This window comes from Pseudomonas sp. MDT1-16, from assembly GCF_054898115.1.
Genome location: NZ_CM142717.1, coordinates 5897431 through 5912709, shown reverse-complemented (window position 1 = coordinate 5912709; position 15279 = coordinate 5897431). Strand labels below are relative to the sequence as shown.

The window sequence follows — 15279 nt, the reverse complement described above, 5'->3', positions numbered from 1 at the left end:
TTACGTGGTGCGCAGAAAGTTATGCCATTCCCAACAGATCTCCACTGATCATGCGTGTGTGACAAACAGTGCATACAATGCTCGCTATCTCATTTTACAACAACGAAAATGATCATGGACCTATATATGAAGCCAGAAATATTAATTTTCATAGATAACGACTATCTATCAACCTCACTATATTTGTATAGAAAATTGCACTTTCAAGCCGCAGCAAAAGAAGGTATCAGATGCTTAACAATAATCGCAAAAGATAGCAAAAATATTAGGGAGGCTAGCGATGAAAGTGATGAAGTTGTCTTGGTAGATAGTATTGAAACTGGCGAAGTACTCTGCGCAGTAGAACGTTTAAGCCGAACATATAGTGTGAAAGGACTGTTTTGCTACCCAGCGCATGTCACACCGCGTGGGGACGCTAACCATGTAGTTGAAGATATCGCTAGGCAATGCGGGCTTAAATATTACAGCGCCGAGCCGCTAGAGAATTGTAACAATAAGTACTTAATGCGTTCGCAACTTAGCAATATAAAGGGTGTTAGGTCGGTAAATTTCAGACTCTTCAATGGAGATTTCGAAACTATAAATGATCTTATATTTCCCGTAGTGATGAAGCCGGTATACGGGGGCGGCTCGGCGTTTGTCTCGATATGTGATGACCGAAAGAGTCTTGAAAAAGCATATAATCACTTCATACAAAGATTTCCTGACGTGCCTGGAGCCTATTCTTTCTCGGGAGCTGAAAAATGGCTTAGTTCTCCAGAAGCAGGCCCTGTGCTATATACGCCGGGCGTTTCCGTGTTAATTGAAGAATTCATTGAGGGGCCTGAAGGTTCTTTAGAATGCTTGGTTGTCGACGGGAGCATTCACCCGATGTTGATATTTGAAAAGATGATAACAAGCAGCACCTCCAGTACGGTTTTAGAAAAGGTCATAGTTACACCACCGCAAAGCTTTTCTAACGACCAGATATCGGTGATCGTATCAACTATTAGCAATTCTATAAAAGCACTGAAGGTAAAGAACGGATTTTTACACGTCGAGTTCAAATTATCCAAAAACGGCCCCCAAGTGATTGAGGTAAACCCGAGGCTGGGCGGGTTCTTCGTGGACGAAGCACTTAAGGATCTGTGCTCATGTGATGCGTATGCCTTAAACGTCAATTTCATAACAAATAAGCCAGTAACCATAGGGCACCATTTGGCGGATGACCTTCCGATATTGCCGGAGGACGCCGTCTACGCGATGCTTCTATTCTATCCAACTCGCTCAGGCTACATCAAAGCTATAAAGCTTCCAGAAATTGATTCTGCGTGTGAGATTTTATCGCAGGTACTGCCTACTACTAACGGCCACAAAGATGGATTCTTCGATGTAGAGAACGAAGAAGCTTATATCGCAAAAATGTGGGTGAGGGCAACGTCTATAGACGAGATACTTCACGTCCATAAAGAGTATGAGAGAAACATTAAAGTCGAAACATCTGAATATCGCGAAGACAAAATACTGGAGCAGTGCTAGATGTGCGGGATAGCTGCAATATTTGAGACTTCTACCCGCTCTAATGAAAAGCGCGACTTTGAGGCTACTTTATTAAAAATGTTGGGGAGAATCTCCCATAGAGGCGCTGCTGAAAGCTTTGGAGAGCGTTTTATATTTTCTCATGCTGCTATTGGTACCAATCGCTTGCCTATCGTGGAGAGAGAAGACAACAATCAGCCGTTCATAGATAACATTTCTGGTCGCGCAATTATATTTAATGGTGAAATTTACAACTTGAATGAGTTGCGATTAATTTTATTATCACACGGAGTAAAGTTTTTAGGCTGTTCAGATACCGAGCTAGTTCTTAGGGCATATGCTCACTGGGGGGAATCTTGTCTGACCCGACTCAATGGTATATTCGCGTTTATTATCTACTCACCGGGAGACAACACTGTTTTCGCTGCGAGGGATCGGCTGGGCGTAAAGCCTCTATACTTGACTCAAGAAGGAACTGTCCTCTATTTCGCATCGGAACTGAAAGCACTAATTGGGTTGACCAACAAGACACAAGAAATCCTCCCTGGACATTATTGGGTGGACGGTCGACAGAACGCATATTATTTAATTAGCGAAAGCATAGGGCCGCGACTAGATTACAAGTCTACGGTAAATAAATGCAATGAGCTACTGCACCTCTCGGTAAAGCGTCAAGTCAATACTGATCTTCCGATAGGCGTAGTTTTCTCTGGCGGGCTAGATAGCGCAATAATTCTTTATCTTGCTAACCTATACCATAAGAACGTCACTGCCTACACGGTCGGAGTGACTGGCTCAGCTGACGTAGTATTCGCGCAGAGATTATGCAAAGAACTTGACATTAAGATAGTTATTTCTGATGTTGATCGTGTAGATCTGATGCAGTCTATTAGAACCAGCATATATGTATCTGAACAATTTGAACCCGTAGATATAACTGATGCATTAACTATACATTCTGCTTTCTCCCGAATGAAAGAAGACGGGATTCGTATAGCTCTATCTGGAGATGGAAGTGATGAGCTATTCGCTGGTTACGACTTTTTTCAAGGGGCAAGTGACCGTCGTGCGCTTCAGCTACATAAAGTTAAGAACTTGTATCGAACTGATCTACAGCGTGTGGATAGAATGAGCATGTTCAATACAGTGGAATGCCGTGTACCGTTTCTCGACAAAGATCTTTTCGATTTTATAATATCGGCACCGATGGAGTTCCATGTAAGAGATGATTTTACAAAAGTTCTACTGAGGGACGCTTTTTCCCTCGAATTACCAGATTATATCACTTGGCGACCAAAAATGAGGATGTCTGAAGGGTCAGGTATAGGCGGACTGATCTTTGACGTACTTCAATCAATAAGTGAGAGCCTGGATAGCAAGCCTTTTCATTTGAAGATAATGCAATTAATAATGCTGCTTTGATATTCCAAGAGTTCGGCTTTGAGCTTCCAGACAATCGATATAAGGTACAAGGTCTCGACTATCATAGCGGCGGATGGACGACCTCGACAACTAAAGACATTGATAAAAACCTCGTCAGTTCCCCTACCAGCGAAGGATAATAAAAATGATTATTGCAAAGGACACTTTGAGTAAACAGGATTTACTGTCTTCCGACCAATGGGGCGACCACAAATTTCAAATGAAGAATGCCATTCGCACCAAGGCTCAGCTGGAAGCCTGGGTAACTCTCAGTGATACAGAATTGAAGGGCATTGAGCAAACAGAGAGCCAGTATAAGTGGATGATTACTCCATATTATGCATCACTGATGGACGAGACCAATGAGAATTGTCCGATTCGGCTGCAAAGCATACCCCACCCAAAAGAAGTTGATGAGAGTAATCAGCAGGAGGATGTAGACCCTGTGGGTGATATGGTTTATATGAAAACCAGACGCGTCGTACATAAGTATCCAAACCGAGTCATATTCCTAGTGTCGGATACTTGCCCAGTTTATTGCAGACACTGCACTAGAAAGTTTCACACAACTGATAAGTCAGGCAGTTATTACAACAAAGAGCTTCCCGACTCATATGATCAAGACATAGAGTACATCGCAAACAACAAAAACATCAGCGACGTATTACTTACTGGAGGCGACCCGCTAATTCTTTCCGATAAGCTTTTGCATAGCATTATCTCTAGGCTCAATGCGATCCCTCACGTAGATTTTGTACGCATTGGCTCACGGTACCCGGTTTTTCTTCCGCAGCGGATAACAGATGATTTTTGTAAGATGTTGTCCGAATTCAAATCAATCTGGTTTAGCACCCATTTCAATCATCCCGTGGAAGTGACTCCTGAGGCCTTAAGCGCGATAGATAAACTACTTTCCCACGGTATACCGGTGCAAAACCAGACAGTGCTGTTGCGTGGTGTGAACGACGACGTCGAAACACTTAGAACGTTGAACCGGATGCTGGTGAAAGGCAGGGTAAGGCCTTATTACCTATACCACGCGGACAATGTTCAAGGCGTGTCGCACTTTAGGACGTCGATAGAAAAGGGCCTTGAGATTATGGAGCAGCTGCACGGTTATGAAACTGGTTTCAGCGTCCCACAGTATGTTTACACCACTAAACTTGGGAAGATCCCTTTGAATAACCAGTACTTCTATAAACTTGGCTCTAAGAATTTTGTGCTTGGCTATGATCATAAAACGCTTGAAATCCCTTGAGGTCAACTGACTCGCGAGTGGGTCACTACCTGGTGGCTTTGAAACTAAATAATTTACCATTTCTTCGGTACAGATATGATATTTACTAAATTAGACTACTCAATGTTAAGCCCGGAATCTATTGTCGCTCAATTTAAAGAGGACTTTAATTTTTCATCTGACGTCACAATATTAGACTTTCCTAAAGCCAATCAACAGCGACCGACGCCGAAACATTGGAGAGACGACTGCCATTCAAACTACGATGATTTATTTCTTCAGCTTTCAAGGCATGTTGGTGATGTCTTCGGTTATAGCGACCTGCAGAACGGTAAGCTTGTTCAAGAAATATTCCCAATCTTCCAAGATAGAAATAAGCAGTTGGGAAGTGGTTCTGTGCATTTAGAACTGCATACTGAAGACCCCGCTTTACCTTATAGGGCAGATGTACTAGGTTTTTTATGCGTAAGAAACGACGATAAAGTCCCCAACTTGCTGTCTTGCCCAGATTTTTCAGCTGTTGATGCAACACTCAAGCACAGGTTAACTGAGAGCCGTTATACCATTCTTTCCGACCGACCTTCTACGATCGAATATAAGCCAACAGCTCTAGAGACGGCGGTGTTGCAAGAATCACCTACCGAGGGCTACAGCTTCATTTATGATCCTGTCTACGTTGACTACAGCAAAATGTCTCACTACGAAGAACTAGATTTTAAGGATTTTATCAAGCTGGTTGAGTCAGCAACCTTTGACTTATCAATGAACGAAGCACAGGTTTTGTTTATCAACAACTATAAGTGCGCTCATGGCAGGCCAAAATTTACGCCAAAGTACGATGGAACGGATCGATGGCTGAAAAGAGTACAGATTTCCAAGGATGTGTCTAAGCACCTAGACCGGGAGTACAGTCTTGACATCATCACTGATATATAACCGTGCCGCGAGGCTTTCCCGTAGATATACATCCGAGATGCGCGAGAGTTCCCGGCTCTCGCTAGCCTTTGTATCTGGCAATATCGCGCATGTGATTATTGCGACTACGGACGTAATAATGGCTGGATGGATTAGTACCGAGGCGTTAGCTGCGTCGACTTTGGCACAGGGCCTCTACTATCTTCTGTTTTTATTATTTTCCGGGCTACTCATCTCTACCATCCCGTTTATTACTGATGCATTGGGATCTAAGGCAAAAGAAGAACAATATGCATCTGTATCGACCAGCTGCATTCAGCTCATAGTAGCTGCGTTTTTAATATGCTTAGCAATGCTCTATTTTACGAAAGAAATATTAGTTTTTTTTGGCCAGGATCCGCTTTTGTCTCTCGAAGCTCAGAGATACATGAATAGCCTGATGTGGAGCATCGGCCCAGCGATTTTATTTGTACACCTCAGAAATGTTTTATCAATAATGGGATCAGCGCGATATACAGTTATCGCAATTATTATAGCAGCGATCTTTAACTTCGTTGCTAACCTGATTCTAATATTTGGCTTTTTGTGGATACCCCCCTTGGGTTTGTTCGGTGCAGGTATCGCCACGACGCTAACAAACATTTTGCTTTGTATATTGCTGGTCATATTAGGCTTAATGAATCCGCAGTTCGGGGAGCGGCAGCACTGTATAAAATTGACAGTAGTGAGAGGGTGGTTGATGCTGCCTATTTTAAGAAACGGTATTCCGGTCTCTTTAACGCAGGCAAATGACACTCTATTTTTCTTCATCCTCACAATCATAGTGGGTAAGTTTGGAATCGTTGCGTTGGCTGCTCATGGTATCGCAATGCAAGTTCTTCAAGTCGTATTTACAATACCTAATGGCATTTCTCAAGCTTCTACTACGAGAATAAGCCTCTGCTCTCCTTTGGGTGTGTATTCGCGGCGGACGAGTGACGCCGGATGGAGTGCTTTATGGCTCGGATGGATAGTACTCACTGTAATATCTTCTATCCTGATTATTTTTTCCCATGATATTGTTCAGCTATTTGTTGCTCGCGGTGAAGGTGGAGATGACGAGCTTATCAAGCTATCTAGCCTTTTTGTCTGCATTTTAGGAATCTTCCATTTCTTTGATGGAAGTCAAATGGTACTGCTCGGTATATTTAGGGGCTTGAAACAGACCGTCTTTCCGATGTTGCTTTCGATTATTTGTTTTTGGCTAGTGGGACTACCGCTCGCTCTCTTCTTGGCATTTTATACTGACCTAGGAGCGGCGGGTGTATGGTGTGGCGTAGGGCTTGGACTTATAGCGCTGTTCTCTCTACTTCTATTTAGATGGATCCGATACAAGGCTCCGGCGCAGGTTGCGGCATGAGAAATCTATACGGCATTCGAGGTATAAATTACATACTGAAACACAGTATATTCGTGATAGCTTACTTAGTATTACTATCTATATTGCTTGTTCTGGCAGTGCCGAAGGGTTTTTTGTCGATATATTCAGTGTCTTACTACTGCTTGTTATTTTTTCTTCTCTATTCCATCAGCGCTTGGCCGATTATTCGCTCCCAATTTGATATGCTCAATATCGTCGTACCTTATTCCACCGTGCGACGTTTTAGTAGCTACACCTGTTGGCTCGTTCCGCTCTCCATTTTTACGTTGGTGGCGGGACTCTACAGCAGAACTGAATTAGTCGGATTTGGACTTTTACTATCAAGCCAGTTATTACTACTTTGCCTCCTAATCTGGTTATATGCGACGGTTGTGATTACCTGCAGGTCTGCTCTAAAGTGGCGGGAACCTGTGCTCACATTATGGTACGAGGCATTAGATGAGCTTGGCGATATTGATGATAAAACTCGCGAGTGTATCCTCGATCTAATTGAGTCGGAATTTCATGGAAGAAAGTTATCACGCTCTAGCCGCCTATCCAACGGTTTGCTTAAGCCTGTCATGCCTATACCTTATGCTACGAATATAAATATCAACGGATTTAAGTCGTCATTCGGACTCAGAAAGCCTCTTTGGTCTAAAGACGATTTCTGCTTCCTCTCAGGCATTGATACGCTTCTTGCCGAGATGACGCAGGAACTAATCCAGCTCTATGAAAAACACAAGAACACCCAGGAAAAATATCCCTTTCATGGCGATCCTTTGTGGAAATCAGTTCCACTTTATAAAGGAGGTCAAAAAATTGCTGTATACACTGACCTTGTTCCAAATACGATTCGCTTTGTCGAGGATGTTGTGCCAGGCGCTACTATCAGAGAGGTTGTGCTTTCAAGCCTAGAACCGGGCGGTCACATCGAGCCGCATTTGGATTATGTTTATCCTATGCTGACGTTACATCTTCCTATCCTTTGCGCTGACGATGGATTATCTGGACTGAGAATCGGGGAAGAGATCGTTAGTTGGAGAACGGGTGAAATAGCAATCATTGACACGACTTTTCAGCATGAGTCTTGGAACCATAGTGAATGTACTCGTGTAAATCTGATCTTTGATTTCTGGCCCGGGGACCTGAGCCCGTCGGCGAAAGCTTTTTTCACTGAAGTTTACTCGCGGCAGATGCTGCGACACTTAAAATAATTACAGTTGGTGAAAATCATGTCAAACCCGAGCCAGCAGTTATCGAAGGTCTTGAGTGAAGGTCCTAAAATACGTGACTTAATTCAGATGCACGACGGTGAGCTCAACCTTGAAGTCCCGCAGGAAGTTTCTCGCGCGACGATTGACGCCTTAATAAATAGGCACACTGGCTATTGTAATCTTACTGGCATAGATGTTTTAAAAAACGCGTTGATCGAGAGATGCTTTCAACAACATAGTAAGTTGTGCGACCCGGCCGAAATTTTAGTTTCTAATGGTTCAAGCCAAGCTTTGTTCATGTTGATGAAATGCATATTATCCAACGCGGACGAGGTTCTGATTCCGAATCCATGCTGGCCCGCCTATAGATCTTACATAGAACTTAACGGGGGTATTGCCGTCGATTACGAAATGGGAAATAAGGGTCTCGACATAGTTGAAATTCGCAAGTTGGTGACTCTCAAAACCAAGGCGTTGATTATTAACTCACCTCACAACCCCACTGGCTTGATTCTCAGTCGACAAGATGTTCTAGTCTTGGTGGCGTTATCTCAAGAGTATGGCTTTCTACTCATTTCCGATGAAGCCTACGAAGGCATCATTTTCGGTAGCGGTGAATATGTTAGCCCTCTGGATCTTATGGTGGACTCTAGCCTGCTGGTGGTTACACGTACGTTCTCAAAACTGTTCTCTATGTCTGGTTTTAGAATAGGCTATATGTTCGCGGATAGAAAAATCATCGACCGATGCTCCACGCTTCAGGGCGTCATGACGGACAATGCGTGTACATTTGCGCAGCACGGTGCCTTGGCAGCTATAGCGTTGCCTAAGAGCATTCTTAAAAAACGTGTTGATGAGTTGCAACACCGAGCCTATTACTGCCATCAATTATTAAGCACTACGTTTGACATTGTACGGCCGCAGGGTGGTTTCTTTCTATTTCCTGACATTTCCCGAGTATTGGGTGCTACTTGGAATTCGGATACCCAATTTGTAGACGATCTCCTCAATGTAAAATCCGTTTCGACCACGCCAGGGTCTTCTTACGGTATGAAGGACCATATCCGCATCTCTATTGCTTCCGTAAATGAAGCTGAAATTAAAGAAGCATGCGGGAGAATTATTGATCTTGTCCACCATCGCTGATTTTCATACGACAGGTGTTACTAGTGTGGAAACCGTTGTCGCTTGGAGGCTCCATGGTTTCATCAGATATTATTGTTGGTCCCGACATTTATTTTAGGTCAAGACAGCTCCATATTTTATAGCCAGCAATGTTCTGCCCTAAAATTTTATTGGTCACTAATTATGCATACTATTGAAAATATAGCGGTAAGTGTTGAAAACCTCACAGAAAAATTCGAGGTTGAACGTTTCAAGGTTTATACCTTGAATCAAATTGACCAGATTCCTCAGCTTGCTAAATTAGACAGCCAGACTATTTGGGCGATGAAGGTGGTGGCAAGCGTTCTTCCATTTCGAGTCAATGAATATGTTATCAAAGAATTGATCGACTGGAGCAATATTCCCAACGATCCTATATACCAGCTTACCTTTCCCCAGAAAGATATGCTGGATAACGAGTCTTTTGATCTAATAGCATCTTTATTTTTAAGGAATTCCGACCGCTCATCCTGTGAGGTCGCGATAAAAGCGGTTAGAGCTAGACTCAATCCCCATCCAGCAGGACAGCTGGAGCGTAATATTCCTTCACTGTCTGGCGTGACAGTAACGGGTGTCCAGCACAAATATCGTGAGACTGTGCTGTTTTTTCCAAGCGCTGGTCAGATTTGCCATAGCTACTGTACTTTTTGTTTCCGTTGGGCCCAATTCACGGGTGACCAATCGCTCAAGATTGCTGCTAAGGAAAACGCCCAGCTATTGGATTACCTTCGGGCCAACCCTAAAGTGACTGATGTTTTAATTACTGGCGGAGATCCGCTAGTTATGAAGACAAGCAATCTACGTGCTTACCTAGAACCTCTTTTGACGCCTGAATTCGAGCACATCCACACTATCCGAATTGGTACAAAGGCGCTTTCTTTCTGGCCTCAGCGGTTTGTGACTGACAGCGACGCAGGTGAACTTCTTGATCTATTTAGGAAGATCATCAACAGCGGTAAACACTTAGCGTTAATGGCTCATTATAATCATTGGGCGGAACTTGAGCCTGCCATTGCTCGAGAGGCTATTCTTCGTGTTCGACAAACAGGCGCTCAAATACGTAGCCAGGGCCCGTTGCTGGCTCATATCAATGACTCTGCTGACGTCTGGGCGCGACTCTGGCAGACGCAAATTCAACTAGGCATTATTCCTTACTATATGTTTATCGAGCGTGATACCGGGGCCCGCCGATATTTTGAAGTCCCTCTTGTATGTGCGTGGGAAATTTACCGGGACGCGGTCAAACAAGTTTCAGGTATTGCCAGGACTGCCCGAGGACCTTCGATGAGCGCAGATCCGGGGAAAGTTGAGGTCTGCGGTGTAGCTGAAATTCGAGGAGAAAAGGTGTTTGTTTTACGTTTTATCCAAGCACGAAACCCGGATTGGGTGCAGAGGCCATTCTTCGCACGATTTGATCCCGATGCTACGTGGTTCGATCAACTAAAACCGGCTTTTGGGGAGACTGCGTTCTTTTTCGAGAGGGAAGTTTCTTAACCCGTTTTTGCCAGCGTTGCCGCTGATGATCAAACTGCCAGCCTGGGACAATGTGCTCCCACTCAATACTCTGTGCGCGGTTTTCATGGATCCGCGTTTCATAACCGCGGGACGCGAGATCAACTGGTCGCGGTAGGAATGGCAGCCACCTGCCACCCCCGCACAGATCCGTACGTGCGGAATTACCGCATACGGCTCCTGCCTTGGGTTTTGAGTAAGCGCTCCACACCCCACCGACTTCAATGTGAGCAGCCCGCTCAACTATTCGCGCGTTCTTTGACACCATCGATCACGAGTGGATGATGTGCTTTCTGCAACACCGAATCGCGGATCGACGGGTGTTAGCGTTTATAGTCCGATGGCTGCGTACAGTTGTTCTTGAAAACGGAAAGCGAACTCCTGCGAAGCAGGGCACACCACAAGGTGCGCCTATTTCACCGCTTTTAGCCAATATCTATCTGCGCTTGCGGCTGGAAAAAGCGCGGCAGTTGCTGCGACAGACGGACATGAGTGTGCTGGAGGTGAGTATTGCGTGCGGGTTTGAATCGCCGTCGTATTTCACTCGTAGTTATCGCGCGCGGTTTGAGCGGTGTCCGCGGGAAGATCGCCGACAAAGCCAAAAAGCCTGAGCCTGGCCCTTGTAGGAGCGAGGCTTGCCCGCGAAGGCGGCGTGTCAGGCGACAGTAATTTTGAATGTGCCGGCCTCTTCGCGGGCAAGCCACGCTCCTACAGAATTTGTGGCACTCACTTCTTCATCAGCGCCGAGCACGCTGCTTTGTAAGCCTCATGCTGATATTTGTTCAGCGTCGCCGGCAGTTCAAAATCGAACTTCTTGTTCTGTGCATTAATGGTCTGTGGCGACAGCAGCGTGACCTCGCAATTTTCCAGCAACTGGAAAACACCTTCGATCTTGAACGTGGTCGGCCCACCGGCGAACTCACCTTTCTTGCTGCGCTTCTTGATCGCGATCCGGTCGATGGAATTCTCACGCACGAATGATGCGACCTGAGCGGCGAAGACTTTGACATTCGCGGCTTCGTCGTCATCGTCCAAAGCGATTTTCTTGGTGGTCAGGGCGATGTGGCTAAGCGTCTGACCGTCCAGGGAAGCCACGGAGATGATCGCTTCGCTGCCTTTGATTTCGATACCGCAGATTTTCATGAACAGGTGTCCCTATGAGCGAATCGGATGGCCTTGATGTTGATGTTGATGTAGTTGAGGCATGAAGTCATCTCGCCGCGTGGCAGCAGTCTAACTCAGGCCGTTGGTCGGCAACCCACATTGACCTGTTATTTCTGACAGTAGACGCCGATCGGTGCCATGCCTATGTTTAACCGACACCAGGCCCGTTCAGGGCCATCTGTTCTGTTAATCATTCAAGGATCGGGTCAGATGAAACTTCGGAAAAATATTCGTTCATTGACCAATGTTGAAAAGCAGAAATTTGTCGCCGCTTGTCTCCAGCTCAAGGAATCAGGGCAATACGATCAGTATGTGCATCAGCATCAGCATCATCACGTCACGGTGCCCACCGTTCTACCCCATGAGCCGAACGACCCCAACTACAGAAACGGTGCACATCGGGGGCCGTCATTCCTGCCGTGGCATCGAGCGTTCTTGCTTCAGTTTGAAGCTGACCTTCAGGCTATCGACCCCTCGATCACGATTCCCTACTGGAACTGGACAGAGGATTTCCCCGACCCTCTGAACTCTCCGATGTGGAAAGACGACCTCATGGGCGGCAATGGTGTCGAGAGCGACGACTGGCGGGTGGCAAGCGGTCCTTTTGCCTTCAAGAATGGGAAGTGGCATGTCCCGTCATACCCTGATGACGGTCTGCCAGGACCGGGATTGAAGCGCCAGTTCGGTCTGGTGGTGAACTCCTTGCCAACCCCTGAAGATCTGCAGATGGCAATGCGCGAGAGTCTGTATGACACGCCCCCGTATGACTCCAGTCATTGCGTACGCGGTTTCAGAAACCGTCTGGAGGGCTGGATCACGCAGCGAGGCGATCCTCAGGTCAAGACCTCGAGTTCCCAGTTGCACAATCGGGTTCATCTTTGGGTGGGTGGCAACATGCTGCCGATGACTTCCCCCGATGACCCGGTGTTCTTTCTTCATCACTGTTTCGTCGACAAAGTCTGGGCCGACTGGCAAGCGCGGGTGGCACAAGACAACGATGAATGGGCACCGCATTACGCGCCACTGACAAACGGCCCCGAGGGCCACAATTACCATGACGTACTCAAACCCTGGACGCTAAAGATCAGCGAGGTCATGGACATTGAAGCGTTGGATTACGAGTACGAGCAGGCACCGAGCGTGATGGCGATACCTCAGCGACTTAATAAATCGCCGTTCCAGGAGTGACAGGGCTAAATCAGTAAATCGGTGGGAGGGCCAAAAGATCGCAGCCTGCCGAAGGCTGCGATTTTGTTGCTCATTTCTTACAGCTCAAGTTGATCGGCGTTGACTCCAAACGCTACTGCCATTCTTTCACCGGTCGCCTTGCGTGGCTTGGCGACAGTCTCCTGCTGGGCTAAGGCCGGTGGGGAGATACCCATGCGTTTGGCCACTTCATCCTGAGTAAGGTTCAGATGTTCACGCCAGGCCCGAATAGGTGTCGCGCCATCAACGAGAAGGCTGACTACTTCGTGTGGGATCAAATGATTCTCCATGCTTATGTTTGTTACTCCTGCCCAATCGACTCCAAAAACTCCGACCGCTCATCACTCATCCGTGCCACGCAATCATTCTGCGCAATCGTAAATGCCTTGCTACCACTGGTCGCCGGAAACGCTTCAACCGCGCAATCCGCATCACGCGTCTTCAGCCACTGCTGTTGTGCGCCCTTGAGCTTGGCGGTGATGTCGGCCAGTTGCGCCGGGCTCTTGCCGTAGACCGTCTGCATGCGCTCGTTCAGGCTTTGGTAGTTGTCTTTGAGCAACTGTTCGGCGGTGTTTTTGCTGAAGACCGAGCATCCCAGGGTCTGGACGTCGTTTTCGACTTTGTCGCAGGGGTTGTCGTCGGACTCTTCAGCCGCGTGTACGCCGGTCGCTATCAATGCTAACGCCAGGAAGATCGATTTCATTGCGTCGCAGCCCCTTTTTCAGTGCATATTCAGTAATGCCGCGAATTCTGGCCCATGCGAAGGCCCTTGAACAGGTGGCTCATGACGCCCGACCATGACCCTTTGTCGCAGATTGACGCTTTCGGCAAACCCCCTGTCGTTTTTGCACCCGGCTACCCCGTCCCTCAGGCATATGCTGGCCCCAAAGCGCCGACACACGATTCGGCGCACGAATCGCTAATAGGGGACAGCCTGATGAGCCCAGCCGAATTGCACGCCGACAGCATCGTTATCGACGGTCTGATTATTGCCAAGTGGAACCGTGAGCTGTTCGAAGACATGCGCAAGGGCGGTCTGACCGCGGCCAACTGCACCGTGTCGGTGTGGGAGGGCTTCCAGGCCACCGTCAACAATATCGCCGCCAGCCAGAAGCTGATCCGCGAAAACAGCGACCTGGTAATTCCAGTGCGCACCACCGCCGATATCCGCAAGGCCAAGGAGCAGGGTAAAACCGGCATCCTCTTCGGTTTCCAGAATGCTCATGCGTTTGAAGACCAGATCGGCTACGTCGAGGTGTTCAAGCAGCTCGGTGTCGGTATCGTGCAGATGTGCTACAACACCCAAAACCTGGTCGGTACCGGCTGCTACGAGCGCGATGGCGGCCTGTCGGGTTTCGGTCGTGAAATCGTCGCCGAGATGAACCGCGTCGGCGTCATGTGCGACCTGTCCCACGTGGGTTCGAAAACCTCCGAAGAAGTCATCCTCGAATCGAAGAAACCGGTCTGCTACTCCCATTGCCTGCCGTCGGGTCTGAAAATTCACCCGCGCAACAAATCCGATGAAGAACTGAAGTTCATCGCCGATCACGGTGGTTTCGTCGGCGTGACCATGTTTGCGCCATTCCTGGCCAAGGGCATCGATTCGACCATCGACGATTACGCCGAAGCCATCGAATACACCATGAACATCGTCGGCGAAGACGCGATCGGCATCGGTACGGACTTCACCCAGGGCCATGGCCAGGACTTCTTCGAATACCTGACCCATGACAAGGGCTACGCCCGCCGCCTGACCAGCTTCGGCAAGATCATCAACCCGCTGGGCATCCGCACCGTCGGCGAGTTCCCGAACCTGACCGAAACCCTGCTCAAGCGCGGCCATCCCGAGCGCGTGGTCCGCAAGATCATGGGCGAGAACTGGGTCAACGTCTTGAAGGACGTCTGGGGCGAGTAAGCCACAGCACCTCTGAATCCTTTCCCCCGGCCGTCCGTGCCGGGGGCAACACCACGAATTTTCTGGAGTTAAGTTTCCATGGCCAAGATCGCCCCGCAATTGCCAATCGAAGTTGACAGCGAAACCGGTGTCTGGACCTCCGACGCCCTGCCGATGCTGTACGTACCGCGTCATTTCTTCGTCAACAACCACATGGGCATCGAGGAAGTGCTGGGCGCCGACGCCTACGCCGAAATCCTCTACAAGGCCGGCTACAAATCCGCCTGGCACTGGTGTGAAAAAGAAGCTGAATGCCACGGCCTGGAAGGCGTTGCGGTGTTCGAACACTACATGAAGCGCCTGTCGCAGCGCGGCTGGGGCCTGTTCAAGATCCAGGACATCGACCTCGACAAAGGCACTGCCAGCGTCAAGCTCGAACACTCGGCGTTCGTCTATGTCTACGGCAAGGTCGGACGTAAGGTCGACTACATGTTCACCGGCTGGTTTGCCGGTGCCATGGACCAGATTCTGCAAGCCCGCGGCAGCAACATTCGCACGGTTGCCGAACAAGTCTACGGTGGCTCCGAAGAAGGCCACGACGACGGTTTGTTCACCGTCAAGCCGTTGTAAG

General features: G+C 47.8%; 14 protein-coding genes and 1 pseudogene. 12 read left to right on the top strand and 3 right to left on the bottom strand.

Translation table 11 applies throughout. The features are described from left to right. Window positions 1–114 precede the first annotated feature (114 nt). From ACYZT3_RS27380 to ACYZT3_RS27340, 9 genes are all read left to right on the top strand, one after another. Window positions 115–1518: an ATP-grasp domain-containing protein gene (locus ACYZT3_RS27380; RefSeq protein WP_462031135.1), complete on the top strand. Its 1404-nt coding sequence runs from the start codon at window positions 115–117 to the stop codon at window positions 1516–1518. After that, the gene (locus ACYZT3_RS27375) at window positions 1519–2940 is read left to right on the top strand and encodes an asparagine synthetase B family protein (RefSeq protein ID WP_462031134.1); all 1422 of its coding nucleotides are present in this window, start codon (window positions 1519–1521) and stop codon (window positions 2938–2940) included. It abuts the gene before it with no gap. A gap of 145 nt (window positions 2941–3085) precedes the next feature. After that, on the top strand, window positions 3086–4198 hold the full coding sequence (gene blsG, locus ACYZT3_RS27370) for an arginine 2,3-aminomutase (protein ID WP_051414796.1): 1113 nt from the start codon (window positions 3086–3088) through the stop codon (window positions 4196–4198). 75 nt (window positions 4199–4273) lie between these two features. Then, complete coding sequence (locus ACYZT3_RS27365; protein WP_462031133.1) at window positions 4274–5113, top strand: hypothetical protein; 840 nt, start codon at window positions 4274–4276, stop codon at window positions 5111–5113. A gap of 37 nt (window positions 5114–5150) precedes the next feature. Next, the gene (locus ACYZT3_RS27360; RefSeq protein ID WP_462032434.1) at window positions 5151–6491 is read left to right on the top strand and encodes an MATE family efflux transporter; all 1341 of its coding nucleotides are present in this window, start codon (window positions 5151–5153) and stop codon (window positions 6489–6491) included. A 128-nt stretch (window positions 6492–6619) separates the two neighbouring features. Then, a complete protein-coding gene (locus tag ACYZT3_RS27355; protein ID WP_462031132.1) occupies window positions 6620–7708 on the top strand; it encodes an aspartyl/asparaginyl beta-hydroxylase domain-containing protein in 1089 nt (362 codons plus the stop codon). An 18-nt stretch (window positions 7709–7726) separates the two neighbouring features. Then, complete coding sequence (locus ACYZT3_RS27350; RefSeq protein ID WP_462031131.1) at window positions 7727–8854, top strand: pyridoxal phosphate-dependent aminotransferase; 1128 nt, start codon at window positions 7727–7729, stop codon at window positions 8852–8854. Between the two features lie 162 nt (window positions 8855–9016). After that, complete coding sequence (locus ACYZT3_RS27345) at window positions 9017–10366, top strand: KamA family radical SAM protein (protein ID WP_462031130.1); 1350 nt, start codon at window positions 9017–9019, stop codon at window positions 10364–10366. A gap of 263 nt (window positions 10367–10629) precedes the next feature. Continuing rightward, a complete protein-coding gene (locus ACYZT3_RS27340; protein WP_462032433.1) occupies window positions 10630–10995 on the top strand; it encodes a helix-turn-helix domain-containing protein in 366 nt (121 codons plus the stop codon). 115 nt (window positions 10996–11110) lie between these two features. On the opposite strand, the gene ACYZT3_RS27335 is transcribed toward ACYZT3_RS27340, so the two are convergent. Further along, window positions 11111–11527, bottom strand: coding sequence for a DUF3010 family protein (locus ACYZT3_RS27335; RefSeq protein ID WP_462031129.1), 417 nt, complete (start codon window positions 11525–11527; stop codon window positions 11111–11113). Between the two features lie 231 nt (window positions 11528–11758). Between ACYZT3_RS27335 and ACYZT3_RS27330 the strand changes: the two genes are divergently transcribed. Then, the gene (locus tag ACYZT3_RS27330) at window positions 11759–12736 is read left to right on the top strand and encodes a tyrosinase family protein (protein WP_462031128.1); all 978 of its coding nucleotides are present in this window, start codon (window positions 11759–11761) and stop codon (window positions 12734–12736) included. A gap of 77 nt (window positions 12737–12813) precedes the next feature. Here ACYZT3_RS27330 and ACYZT3_RS27325 read toward each other — a convergent pair. Then, window positions 12814–13044: pseudogene (locus ACYZT3_RS27325) on the bottom strand (helix-turn-helix domain-containing protein); the annotation flags it as partial. A gap of 11 nt (window positions 13045–13055) precedes the next feature. After that, window positions 13056–13457, bottom strand: coding sequence for a lysozyme inhibitor LprI family protein (locus ACYZT3_RS27320; RefSeq protein ID WP_462031127.1), 402 nt, complete (start codon window positions 13455–13457; stop codon window positions 13056–13058). A 234-nt stretch (window positions 13458–13691) separates the two neighbouring features. On the opposite strand from ACYZT3_RS27320, the gene ACYZT3_RS27315 reads away from it, so the two are divergent. Continuing rightward, the gene (locus ACYZT3_RS27315) at window positions 13692–14669 is read left to right on the top strand and encodes a dipeptidase (RefSeq protein WP_131060646.1); all 978 of its coding nucleotides are present in this window, start codon (window positions 13692–13694) and stop codon (window positions 14667–14669) included. Window positions 14670–14747: 78 nt separating this feature from the next. Further along, the gene (locus ACYZT3_RS27310; RefSeq protein WP_003194877.1) at window positions 14748–15278 is read left to right on the top strand and encodes a DUF5943 domain-containing protein; all 531 of its coding nucleotides are present in this window, start codon (window positions 14748–14750) and stop codon (window positions 15276–15278) included. The last annotated feature ends 1 nt before the right edge of the window (window position 15279 follow it).

Bases quoted from the DNA above. Each gene is read 5' to 3' on its own strand.
- ACYZT3_RS27315 (WP_131060646.1), top strand. From the start codon at position 13,692: ATGAGCCCAGCCGAATTGCACGCCGACAGCATCGTTATCGACGGTCTG.
- ACYZT3_RS27335 (WP_462031129.1), bottom strand. From the start codon at position 11,527: ATGAAAATCTGCGGTATCGAAATCAAAGGCAGCGAAGCGATCATCTCC.
- ACYZT3_RS27380 (WP_462031135.1), top strand. From the start codon at position 115: ATGGACCTATATATGAAGCCAGAAATATTAATTTTCATAGATAACGAC.
- ACYZT3_RS27310 (WP_003194877.1), top strand. From the start codon at position 14,748: ATGGCCAAGATCGCCCCGCAATTGCCAATCGAAGTTGACAGCGAAACC.
- ACYZT3_RS27320 (WP_462031127.1), bottom strand. From the start codon at position 13,457: ATGAAATCGATCTTCCTGGCGTTAGCATTGATAGCGACCGGCGTACAC.
- ACYZT3_RS27345 (WP_462031130.1), top strand. From the start codon at position 9,017: ATGCATACTATTGAAAATATAGCGGTAAGTGTTGAAAACCTCACAGAA.
- ACYZT3_RS27360 (WP_462032434.1), top strand. From the start codon at position 5,151: ATGCGCGAGAGTTCCCGGCTCTCGCTAGCCTTTGTATCTGGCAATATC.
- ACYZT3_RS27375 (WP_462031134.1), top strand. From the start codon at position 1,519: ATGTGCGGGATAGCTGCAATATTTGAGACTTCTACCCGCTCTAATGAA.
- ACYZT3_RS27330 (WP_462031128.1), top strand. From the start codon at position 11,759: ATGAAACTTCGGAAAAATATTCGTTCATTGACCAATGTTGAAAAGCAG.
- blsG (WP_051414796.1), top strand. From the start codon at position 3,086: ATGATTATTGCAAAGGACACTTTGAGTAAACAGGATTTACTGTCTTCC.
- ACYZT3_RS27365 (WP_462031133.1), top strand. From the start codon at position 4,274: ATGATATTTACTAAATTAGACTACTCAATGTTAAGCCCGGAATCTATT.
- ACYZT3_RS27350 (WP_462031131.1), top strand. From the start codon at position 7,727: ATGTCAAACCCGAGCCAGCAGTTATCGAAGGTCTTGAGTGAAGGTCCT.